The sequence below is a fragment of the Mesorhizobium sp. WSM3626 genome, from assembly GCF_000513935.1.
GTDB classification, from domain to species: Bacteria; Pseudomonadota; Alphaproteobacteria; order Rhizobiales; family Rhizobiaceae; genus Mesorhizobium; species Mesorhizobium salmacidum.
The window spans coordinates 42,135-52,777 of record NZ_AZUY01000045.1 but is presented as its reverse complement, the minus strand read 5'-3'; the positions used below and the strand labels follow the sequence as shown (position 1 = coordinate 52,777).

Genomic DNA, 10,643 nt, shown 5'->3' with positions numbered 1-10,643 from the left:
CGCGACCAGCAGCAGCAGCAGACCGAGCAGGCTCCCGCCGGTGAGGCAGCGCCCGCCACCGACGAGCAGCAGCCGCGCAGGAAGAAGCGCGACCAACAGCAGCAGCAGACCGAGCAGGCTCCGGCTGGCGAGGCGGCCCCTGCCAACGACAACCAGCCGACCAAGCCCGGCAGGAAACCCAAGCAGGATCAGCAGAAAGAGGCACCGGCCGCCGTGCCGGAGACCGCCCCGACACCGAAGCAGGCTCCTGCCGGCGAAGCGACGCCGAAGGTTAAACCGGCCCCGGCCGGCGAGCAGCCTCCCGCCCAGGGCGAACAGTCCCAGGACAAGACGAAGAAGCACGGCAGGAAACCGGCTGGCGAACAGCCTGCGACCGGCGAGCAGCCTGCGAACGGCGAACAGCCGCAGACCGGCAAACAGCCCGCCACCGGCGAACAGCCGGCGACCGGAGAGCAGCCCGCTACCGGTGGGAACGCCGCGCCTGTCCAGGGCGAAAACCCGGTCCAGGGCGAAGCACCCGCCGACAAGAACGCCGCCCCCATCCTCGACAGCCAGAAGGATGCTAGGCGCAAGGGTCGCGGCGAGAATGGCCAGGGTGGCCGGACGCCCGCCAACCAGCCCGCCAACCAGAATGGCGAAGAGCAGAATGGTGGGCAGCAGAATGGTGGCCAAAATGCCCAGCAGGGCGGTGAGCAGGGCCGCAAGGCGGTAGTGGCGCCGGCGGATCAGGGCCCGCCTCCAACCGACGATAGGGCCGCCCAGGAGGCGATCAGGCCCGAAAAGATCGTGCCGGTCACTCAGGAGCAGGGCAAGCGCCTCGAGCGCGCGCCTGACGAGGACATCCGTGAGCGCCGCCGGCCCAAGGGCGTCGACGTGCTCAAGGAGATCGGTGACCGGGTCATCGTCCAGTTCAACAACCAGACGTTCGTCCAGAGCAATGACCGCCCGCGCCTGACCCGCGGCGCCAAGGATGTCTACTACGAGGACCTGCCGCAGGGCCGCACACGCGAGACGGTCGAGCGTGACAATGGCTTCCGGATCGTTACCATCCGCAACCGCTACGGCGACATCCTGCAGCGGTCGCGCATCGCCCCCGACGGTCGCGAATATGTGCTGAGCTATGTCGACGAGCGCAGCTACCAGGACGAAGAGGACTGGCGCGATCCCGGCGATGACCTGCCGCCCATGCGGCTGACCATCCCGCGCCGGGATTATATTCTCGATTCCGAGGATGTCGAAAGCGACGACGACTACTATACCTTCCTCGAACAGCCGCCGGTGGAGAAGGTGCAGCGCCTCTATTCGATCAACGAGGTCAAACGTTCGGCCCGCGTGCGTGACATTGCCCGGCGCATCGACCTCGACACGCTGAACTTCGAATTCGGCTCCTCTTCGATCTCCGACACCGAGGTGCAGAAGCTCCAGGGTGTCGCCGACGCCATGGAGAAGCTGTTGAAGAAGAACCCGGCGGAGACCTTCCTGATCGAAGGCCATACCGATGCCGTCGGAACGCCGGAGGCGAACCTTGCCTTGTCGGATCGCCGTGCCGAAGCGGTTGCGGAAGCGCTGACCAATGCCTTCGGCATCCCGGCCGAGAACCTGACGACACAGGGTTATGGCGAGGAGTATCTGAAGGTCGACACCTCGGCGCCCAACCGCGAGAACCGGCGTGTCGCCATCCGCCGCATCACCCCTCTGGTGGCGCCGGTGGCGAGCAACAATTGACCGGCCTTTCCAGCGGCTTGCAGTAATTTCTGGAATCAGGCCGGCAACAAGGTCCCATCCCGGTCAACCGGGATGGGCTGGAGCCATGGGCAGCAGGACCGGGTCAACAAGAATTGTACAGCCGTTAGAGCCAACTCATTGAATCACTGGGCTTCCCACCCCAGATTCTTGTTTGGGCGTTCCCTGCCCCGTCCCGACTCCAGCGGGACGCAATGAGCCCCGCCGGCCCTCTCCGGCGGGGTTTTTTGCTTCAGATCCATCTTGCTCATGGGTCTGTTCGACGGACCAGTTGATGCGACTAACCATCACCCATCTCGCCTTCGTCGTCTCAGCGCTGGTGCCGGTCTATATCGACCGGCTGATGGGCCTGAGCAAAGGCAAGAAAGACGAGATTCCAAACGTTCCCGATGCTTGTCAGGTTTCCGGGAAATTGATACCATCTATTGGTATCGGAGAGTGATATGCCAAAGAATACGTCTATCGTGCTAGGCGATCAGTATGACGCGTTTATCCAGAGGCAGATCGTAAACGGTCGTTTCGGCTCCGCAAGTGAAGCCGTTCGCGCGGGGCTGCGCCTTCTGGAAGAACAAGAGTTGAAACTCGAGCAGCTTCGAGCCGCTATCGATGACGGAGACATGTCAGGCGATCCCGAGCCATTCGACATTGAGGCTTTTATCGAATCTAAGAAACGCTGATGAAGCGAACCATCCGATTTTCGCCAAAAGCGAAGGGAGATCTGGATGACATATGGGACCATTCGTTGAACGAATGGGGAGCAGAGCGAGCGGAAGCCTACGTCCGTACCATTCACGCTGTGATTGATCTGGTTGACCAGTTTCCGACGATCGCGAGAAGCGCCTCGACGGTCCGTCTAGGCTTACTGAAATATGCCGCCGGGTCTCATGTTGTGTTTTTTCGGATCGGCCACGAATCCATCACCGTCGTGCGCATATTGCATCAACGCATGGACTACCCAAGACATCTTTAGAAAGCTGTCCTGATCTTGGTGTCCGAATTCGCAAACACCTCATCCGGCACAAAGAAATCTCCCGCCAACGGCCCGGTCGCGCCTGGCGCATAGACCGAGAAATCGCTGACGCCCTCGGCGCGCAGCACCTCCTCGTCGATGTAGAAATTGCCCGTCGCCTCGCGCGACGGCCGCATGAAGATCGCATGCGCGGCATCGGCCATGATGTCTGGCGACCGGCTCATCGCCGCCACCGTCGCCCCACCCAGCAGATTGCGCACCGCCGCCGTGTCGATGGTCGAGATCGGCCACAGCGAATTGACGGCGATGCCGTCCTTAGCGAATTCCGCGCTCATGCCCAGCGTGCACATCGACATGCCGAACTTGGCCATGGTGTAGGCGACGTGGTTCTTGAACCATTTGGCCTTCATGTCGAGCGGCGGCGCCAGATTCAGAATGTGAGGGTTTTTAGCCAACTTCAGGTGCGGGATGCACATTTTGGAGACGAGGAAGGTGCCGCGCGTGTTGATCTGATGCATCAGGTCGTAGCGCTTCATATCGGTTTCCAGCGTGCCGGTAAGCTGGATGGCGCTGGCATTGTTGACGCAGATATCGATGCCGCCGAATTTCTCGACGGTCCTGGCGACCGCCTCGGCCACCTGCGCTTCCTCGCGGATGTCGCACAGCATCGGCAGCGCCTTGCCGCCCGCCTGCTCGATCTCTTGCGCCGCGCTGTAGATCGTGCCCGGCAGCTTGGGATGCGGCTCTGCGGTCTTGGCCGCGATCGTCACATTGGCGCCGTCACGCGCGGCGCGCAGCGCGATCGCCAGCCCGATGCCGCGCGACCCGCCGGAGATGAACAGCGTCTTTCCCTTGAGCGACATTTTCCGCGCCTCCCTCGTACGTGACCGGCGCAATCCTTGCGCGGCGCGAGACCGTAGCGCAAGACCCGACACATCTGGATAAGGCTTACGCAACGTAGGCCAGGATGGGGACGATAGGAACAGAGCTTAGACCAGCACCAGCCCCTGTCGCATGGCAATGGCGATGGCATCGGTACGATTGGCGGCGCCGAGCTTGATCAGGATCGCGGCGACGTGGAACTTCGCCGTATGCACGGAAATGTTGAGCCGCCGCGCGATCACCTTGTTGGGCGCGCCTTCGGCGAGCAGCGCCAGCACTTCCGCCTCGCGTGGCGACAGCGCTGGCCGGGCGGCGTGCTCGTCCAAAGCTTCATCCTCGAACGGCTCGCCATCGCCGGCGTGGAAATCCTCACGATGTTCGGGCGCGCGGCCATTGCCCGATATGCTGTAGCCAGCGGCGGCCAACCGCGCCGCCGCGGCGATCAGCAGGTCGTCCGCGCCGGCGGGCATGACGGCAGACACTTCGCCGGCAGGCCGCTCGCCGCCGGCGCGCGCCGACAGCAGCACCCGTGGCACCGAGGCCGGCACGGCATCACCGCTCCTGTCGTCGACGATCGCGACATCGGCCCTGCCGCCGCCAACGACCACCGGCAACAGGTCGTCGCTGGCGGCAAGCGAGGCGGCCAGGCGCTCGGCGCGCCCGGCATCGCCAAGCGCGATCAGCACCACCAGCCGCCGCGAAGCCGCACGGTCGGTCCCGATCCGGTCGCTGGCGAGTGTTTCCATCATTCCTCTCAGCTCAGCGGCTTTTCGCCGATGGTCAGCACGACGTCGCGCTGTTCGCCGCCCCGCACGACACCCAACGTCACCGAAGCACCGGCACTGTCAGGCCCGAGCCGGCGGATCAGGTCGCGCGGGCCATGCACGGCCTCGCCGTTCCACGCCACGATGATGTCGCCGAGTGAGAGGCCGGCGGCCTTGGCCGGGCCATTGTCGTCGAGGCTCATCACCATTGCGCCATGCGCGTCGCGATCACGCACCGGATGCAGGCCAGCGCCGAGATAGCCGCGTGCGACATGGCCCTTTTCACGCAGCGTGGCCACCGCGCGTTCGATCGTCTCGTGGGGCATGACCAGCGCACGGCCCCGCGGCCCGAACAACAGCATGCCGATCAGCGCGCCCTTGGCGTCGAGCACCGGCCCGCCCTCGAAGCGGCCGCCGGCTCCGACGGCCAGGTTGATGCGCCGGTCGATGGTGCCGCCGCGCATCGAGCGCCAGGCCGGCCCGACTTCGCCGACCGAGCCGGACACGGCCAGTGCTGAACCCTGGCTGCTGCCGATGGCAATGGCGATGTTGCCCGGCCGAACGGCATCGGCCCTGGCAAGGACAGGCGCGTTCGCCGCATCGGCGGGCTTCAGCAGGGCGACGCCCGTCGAAGGATCGCGGCCGATGAGTTCGGTCTTCACCGTCGCGCCGGAGGCCAGCGTCAGCTCGATTTCCTCGCCGGCCTCGACGGCTTCCTCGGCGGTGACGAAATAGCCGTCGCGCCAATGGAAGGCGCTGGCCGTGCGGTGGTGATGGGTGGCGAAGCTCGCCGTCGCCGGCGCGGCTTTCGCTGCCAGATCGGCGATGGCGTCTGAAAACGCGCTCAAATTGAAGTCGCTCATAGGGGTCTCCTGGGTTTCTTGCATGTCCCAGATATCGCTCGACGGCGCGCTTGCGGGTACTCGCCTGACGGCTAGTTGCGGATTTGACTGGCCATCTGGTCAGGTCGCGGCGGTTCGGGCCGCTCCGCACATATAGTGCGTGTCGCGCAAAAGTGCTCACCGGTTTTGGGACAACGACACGCATGTAACAAACGCATCGTTGTGCCTGAAAACACGGAGCCCGCTCATGGCCCTCGCCGCCCCCAAAATCCAATCCGATGACACCTTGCTCGACGCCTATTCCGAAACAGTAGCGGACGCTGTCGATCGCATCGGCCCGGCCGTCTGCCGCATCGAGCGCATCGGCGGCCCGGGCGGCCATGGGTCGGGCTTCGTCATCGCGCCGGATGGGCTGGTCGTCACCAATTTCCATGTCGTGGGTGACGCCAGAACAGTGCGCGTCTCGATGCCGGACGGCGCCTCCAGCGAGGGCCGCGTGCTCGGCCGCGATCCCGACACCGACATCGCCTTGGTGCGCGCCGATGGCAGCTTCGCCGATGTGGCGCCGCTCGGCGATTCCAAGCGGCTGCGGCGCGGCCAGATCGCGATTGCCATCGGCAATCCGCTGGGCTTCGAATGGACGGTCACCTCGGGCGTGGTCTCGGCGCTCGGCCGCTCGATGCGCGCCTCGACCGGCAGGCTGATCGACGACGTCATCCAGACCGACGCCGCGCTCAACCCCGGCAATTCCGGTGGGCCGCTGGTGTCGTCGGCGGGTGAAGTGATCGGCGTCAACACCGCCATGATCCACGGCGCGCAAGGCATTGCCTTCGCCGTCGCCTCCAACACCGCCAGGTTCGTCATTTCCGAGATCATCCGCTTCGGCCGCGTGCGCCGCGCCTTCATCGGCGTCTCCGCCGACACCGTAAACCTGCCGCGCCGCGCGGCGTTGCTGTCGCAGGTTTCGACCAGCACGGCCGTGCGGCTGCGCAGCGTCGAGAAGGACGGCCCGGCAGCCAAGGCAGGTCTCAAGGAAGGCGACATCATCGCCGCCATCGACGGGCGCCCGGTGACGGGCGTCGACGATCTCGTGCGCATGCTCGACGCCGAGCGCATCGGCCGCGAGACGCTGTGCACCGTGGTACGCCGCACCGGCGTCAGCCAGGTGGCGGTGACGCCGGTGGCAAGGGCTGGTTGAGCCCGCCGCTCACACCCCCGCCGCGCCTTCGGCATACTGCGCCAGGAACTCCTCGCTGGGCGGGATCGGCTTGATGACGTCGATCAGCACGCCGTTGGGATCCTTGGTGATGAAGTGGCGCTGGCCGAAGGGCTCGTCGCGCAGCGTGCGCAGAATCGGCAAGCCGGCGGCGGTGATCCGTTCGTAGACTGCGTCAGGATCTCGGACCTCGAAATTGATCAGCAGCCCCGAGGTCTGCCCCCGCCCCTCCTCAGGGATCGTCTCGTGGTCGCCCTGGACGATGCCTAGGTTGACCCTGCGGTTGTCCACCGATTGGAGGTGCACGTACCAGTCGCTCGTAAACAGCGGCTGGAAGCCGAAATGCTCGACATAAAAGGCGGCCGTGCCGGCGACATCGCCGGTCATCAGCACCGGGTAGTAGCTCGTCGTCTTCATCTTTCCTTCTTCCGTCAATTAACATACAGTCTGCATGTAAATCGAATTAACATACAGGCTGCATGTATGCAACAGGAATCGGGGCGCCGCTCGAACCGCGACCGCACCGAGGCGACGCGCGCCGACCTGATCGCGGCGGCGCGCAAACTGTTTACGGAAAAATCCTATGCCGAGACCGGCACGCCGGAGATCGTTGCCGCCGCAGGCGTGACGCGCGGCGCGCTCTATCACCACTTTGCCGACAAGCAGGCGCTTTTCGCCGCCGTGGTTGAACAGGAAGCGGCGGCGGTGGCGCGGGAGATCGACCGCGCCTCCCCGCCTTCGCTCAGCGCCCGCGATGCGCTGATTGCCGGTTCCGATGCCTATCTCATGGCCATGCGCGCGCCCGGCCGCACGCGGCTCTTGCTGCTCGACGGCCCGGCCGTGCTCGGCCGCACCGCCATGGACGCGATCGATAATCGCCATGGCAACCGCTCGCTGCGTGAAGGCCTTGTCGCCGCCATGCGGGCACGATCGATGAGAAAGCTGCCGGCGGAGGCGCTGACGGCGCTGCTCGGTTCTGCTTTCGACCGCGCTGCGCTCGCCATCGAGGCGGGCGCATCAGCCGAGGACTACCGCGCCGTCCTGACGGCGCTGATAGACGGACTGTCCCGCGCCTGATGCAGGTCGCCCAAAGGTGGCCCACGCTACTCAACTGTCCGTCCAGCGCCGGAACAACGCGCTGGCGTTTACCCCTCCAAAGCCGAAGCCATTGGAGATCGCGTAGTCCATATCCAATGGCCGGGCGTGGTTTGCGACGAAGTCAATCCCGTCGCCGGCCGGATCGGGGGCGCTCAAATTGAGGGTCGGCGGTGCGACCTGGTCCATGAGCGCCAGGATCGTGAAGATCGCTGCAAGCCCACCGGCGGCACCAAGCAGGTGCCCGGTCGCCGACTTCGTTCCGCTGACGGCGATGCTGAAATCCGCGCCAAAGACCCTTTTGATCGCCTCTATTTCCCCCGCATCGCCGACCGGCGTGGAGGTCGCATGCGCATTGAGGTGGCGGACCTCACGCGGCGAAATACCGGCTTGGGTGATCGCGATCTCAATGGCCCGCCGCGCACCGTCGCCATCCTCGGGGCCGGAGGTGATGTGATAAGCGTCCGCCGTCGTGCCATAGCCGACGAGCTCGGCGAGCGGCTTGGCGCCGCGCGCAAGCGCGTGGCTCAATGCCTCGATGACCAGGATTCCGGCTCCTTCGCCCATGACGAAGCCGTCACGCAGCATGTCGAAGGGACGGGAGGCCTGATCGGGACGGTGATTGAAGGAGGTCGAAAGGGAGCGTGCGGCGGCAAAGCCGCCGAGGCTGACCGCATTCATGCAGGCTTCCGTTCCACCGCACACCGCGATGTCGGCTTCATTGGAGCGGATGAGACGCGCCGCATCGCCGATCGCCTGGATGCCGGCCGCGCACGCCGTCACCGGAGCGCCGAGCGGGCCTTTGAACCCATATCGGATCGAAATCTGTCCCGCCGCCATGTTCACCAGGAACGATGGCACCGTGAACGGCGAGAGACGCCGAACACCGCGCTGATCGACGGTTCGCACGGCTTCGGTTATCGCGGGAAATCCTCCGACACCCGAAGCGATGATCGTCGCGGTGCGGGCTCTGTCGTCGTCCGAGACCGGCTTCCACCTCGCCTGGGCCAGCGCCTCTTCCGCCGCTGCCAATGCGAAGAGAATGAAGCGGTCCGCCCTGCGCTGTTCCTTCGGAACCAGGACGGTGTCTGGATCGAAGCCGGCCTCGGGGTCCTCCTGCAAGGAGGGAACAATTCCGCCGACTTTCGCCGGCAGGTCTCCCACCATTTCATCCGGCAGGCTCCGAATGCCCGAGCGGCCAGCGAGGAGCCGCGACCAGGAAGTCGCCGCGTTGGCTCCGAGGGGGCTAACTGCTCCCATGCCTGTAATGACGATACGACGCATGTCTACTCCAGCTTCTGTTTGAACCGTTCGCGCGGCGGCGCCGTGCCGGCGCTCGATCGCGACCACGGACCCCTACGAGGTCGCGATGCGCCTGGCTTCGCCGGCGGCGGCGTCGAGAAAGTCCCGCGACATCTCTTCATCTCTAAGGATACGGGAGATCGTCACGGCACCCACCATGAGCGACAGCATCGCCATCGCCTTGCGATGGGTCTTTGGACCTTCTGCCGCCGGCATCAATTCGTCGAGAACCTCAAGGTGAGCTGCGATCCCATCCTGGAAGGGGCCCCTCACTTCCTCGCTTTGACGCGCCGCGTCCGAACCAAGCGCCACGATCGGACAACCGTCGCTCTTCTCTTCGCGATGTCCATGCGAAAGGTAGAGCCCGATAACGGCTTCAAGGGGATCAGGGCTCCCGGCAGCAACAGCCGACCATCTGCGGGTTGCGTGCTCCATCGCTCGCCGCGATGCCTGCGCCGCCAAGTCCTCCTTGGATTCGAACTGCTTGTAGAAGGCGCCTTGGGTCAGCCCGGCACCTTTCATCAGATCCTTCAGCCCGATGCCGTCAAAGCCGTGCTCTCGAAATAGACGACTTGCCACATCGATCACGGTTTGCCGATTCTGCTCAGCCTGACTGCGACTTACGCGCATCGCGATCTCCTTTTTTAGATTGCATTCGTAATCAATAGCAGATATAGAGTGTGAATGCAATCTATTTAACAGGAGGCGACGGGCATGAAAAAGAAACACGTTATTGGGTTGGGGACCGTTTTGGTCGCGGGATTGGGTGTGGCGGCCTTCGTCACACTTTCCATTCGCACGCAGGCAGCTTCCGCAGCGGCCGACCCGAGGCAGGAATCACCGATCGTCAGACTGGTGACGGCGGTGCCGGTGCCCGGATCCGAGCGCGGCTTTACAGGCACCATTGCCGCGCGGGTGCAGAGCAATCTAGGCTTTCGCGTTCCCGGCAAGATCATCGAACGCCTGGTAAATGTCGGTGAACAGGTCAAGGCGGGCCAACCGCTGCTGCGGATCGATGATACCGATCTGGCCCTTGCGCTCACCGCCAAGCGCAACGCTGTCGCCGCGGCACGCGCTGTCCTGGTTCAGACCAGTGCGGACGAAAAGCGCTATGCCGTTCTGGTCAAGAAGGAACTGGCGGCAACCCCGCAGCGCTACGAACAGGCGAAGGCAGCACTGGATACCGCGACGGCACAGCTTGCCGCCGCGGAAGCGGATGCGAAGGTCGCGGAGAACGAGGCGGCCTATTCCATCTTAGACGCGAACGCCGATGGAACGGTCATCGAAACGCTTGGCGAGCCGGGACAGGTTGTCACCGCCGGACAAACCGTGGTTCGGATCGCGAACGCCGGCCCCCGCGAAGCTGTGGTCGCGCTTCCCGAAACGATCCGGCCGGCGATCGGATCGGTAGCCGAGGCGGGCTTGTATGGGGGCGATGGGCGGCATTTTACGGCGCATCTGCGGCAGTTGTCGGATGCCGCCGATCCCCAGACCCGCACCTATGAGGCCCGTTATGTGCTCGATGGTGAGGCGGCGGCAGCACCGCTTGGCGCGACGGTAACCATCCGGCTTCCAAGCCAGGCAAGTCAAACCGAAGTCCAGGTGCCGCTCGGAGCCGTGCTGGATGATGGTCAGAAGACCGGCGTCTGGAGCTTGGACGGCGCAACCTCGACCGTACACTTTCGGCCCGTCAAGCTTGTTCGCGTGACCAGCGAAACCGCCGTGATCTCCGGACTGAGTTCCAGCGATCAGATTGTTTCGCTCGGCGCTCATCTCCTGCAGGAGGGCGCTCGCGTCAGGACTGCCTCTGAAAACGGGAGCAATTGACG

General features: G+C 64.7%; 13 protein-coding genes. 7 read left to right on the top strand and 6 right to left on the bottom strand.

Annotation, left to right across the window (positions count from 1 at the left end):
• From M653_RS01000000133400 to M653_RS0124995, 4 genes are all read left to right on the top strand, one after another.
• Nucleotides 1–1,725: OmpA family protein (locus M653_RS01000000133400; protein WP_027145796.1), on the top strand; the 1,725-nt coding region annotated here is incomplete at its 5' end.
• 292 nt (nucleotides 1,726–2,017) lie between these two features.
• Complete coding sequence (locus M653_RS1000000137410) at nucleotides 2,018–2,185, top strand: hypothetical protein (RefSeq protein WP_198028831.1); 168 nt, start codon at nucleotides 2,018–2,020, stop codon at nucleotides 2,183–2,185.
• Nucleotide 2,186: 1 nt separating this feature from the next.
• Nucleotides 2,187–2,420 (top strand): type II toxin-antitoxin system ParD family antitoxin, encoded by a 234-nt coding sequence (locus tag M653_RS0125000; protein ID WP_027145795.1) that lies wholly within the window; start codon nucleotides 2,187–2,189, stop codon nucleotides 2,418–2,420.
• Nucleotides 2,420–2,713, top strand: coding sequence for a type II toxin-antitoxin system RelE/ParE family toxin (locus tag M653_RS0124995; protein WP_027145794.1), 294 nt, complete (start codon nucleotides 2,420–2,422; stop codon nucleotides 2,711–2,713). Before M653_RS0125000 ends, M653_RS0124995 begins: the two co-directional genes overlap by 1 nt.
• On the opposite strand, the gene M653_RS0124990 is transcribed toward M653_RS0124995, so the two are convergent.
• From M653_RS0124990 to M653_RS0124980, 3 genes are all read right to left on the bottom strand, one after another.
• Complete coding sequence (locus M653_RS0124990; protein WP_027145793.1) at nucleotides 2,710–3,576, bottom strand: NAD(P)-dependent oxidoreductase; 867 nt, start codon at nucleotides 3,574–3,576, stop codon at nucleotides 2,710–2,712. The genes M653_RS0124995 and M653_RS0124990 overlap by 4 nt on opposite strands.
• A 126-nt stretch (nucleotides 3,577–3,702) precedes the next feature.
• Nucleotides 3,703–4,341, bottom strand: a complete 639-nt coding sequence (locus tag M653_RS0124985) for a helix-turn-helix transcriptional regulator (protein WP_027145792.1) — start codon at nucleotides 4,339–4,341, stop codon at nucleotides 3,703–3,705.
• Nucleotides 4,342–4,349: 8 nt separating this feature from the next.
• A complete protein-coding gene (locus tag M653_RS0124980; RefSeq protein ID WP_027145791.1) occupies nucleotides 4,350–5,222 on the bottom strand; it encodes a S1C family serine protease in 873 nt (290 codons plus the stop codon).
• 226 nt (nucleotides 5,223–5,448) lie between these two features.
• Here M653_RS0124980 and M653_RS0124975 point away from each other — a divergent pair, with 226 nt between their 5' ends.
• Entirely contained in the window at nucleotides 5,449–6,399 is a 951-nt protein-coding gene (locus M653_RS0124975) for a trypsin-like peptidase domain-containing protein (protein WP_027145790.1), read from the top strand.
• Between the two features lie 9 nt (nucleotides 6,400–6,408).
• Here M653_RS0124975 and M653_RS0124970 read toward each other — a convergent pair whose 3' ends face one another.
• The gene (locus M653_RS0124970) at nucleotides 6,409–6,834 is read right to left on the bottom strand and encodes a VOC family protein (RefSeq protein WP_027145789.1); all 426 of its coding nucleotides are present in this window, start codon (nucleotides 6,832–6,834) and stop codon (nucleotides 6,409–6,411) included.
• A 66-nt stretch (nucleotides 6,835–6,900) separates the two neighbouring features.
• Between M653_RS0124970 and M653_RS0124965 the strand changes: the two genes are divergently transcribed.
• Entirely contained in the window at nucleotides 6,901–7,494 is a 594-nt protein-coding gene (locus tag M653_RS0124965) for a TetR/AcrR family transcriptional regulator (protein WP_027145788.1), read from the top strand.
• A gap of 30 nt (nucleotides 7,495–7,524) precedes the next feature.
• On the opposite strand, the gene fabF is transcribed toward M653_RS0124965, so the two are convergent.
• Entirely contained in the window at nucleotides 7,525–8,796 is a 1,272-nt protein-coding gene (gene fabF, locus M653_RS0124960) for a beta-ketoacyl-ACP synthase II (protein ID WP_027145787.1), read from the bottom strand.
• Between the two features lie 72 nt (nucleotides 8,797–8,868).
• A complete protein-coding gene (locus tag M653_RS0124955) occupies nucleotides 8,869–9,444 on the bottom strand; it encodes a TetR/AcrR family transcriptional regulator (protein WP_027145786.1) in 576 nt (191 codons plus the stop codon).
• Nucleotides 9,445–9,528: 84 nt separating this feature from the next.
• Between M653_RS0124955 and M653_RS0124950 the strand changes: the two genes are divergently transcribed.
• Complete coding sequence (locus M653_RS0124950; RefSeq protein ID WP_027145785.1) at nucleotides 9,529–10,641, top strand: efflux RND transporter periplasmic adaptor subunit; 1,113 nt, start codon at nucleotides 9,529–9,531, stop codon at nucleotides 10,639–10,641.
• Nucleotides 10,642–10,643: the final 2 nt, after the last annotated feature.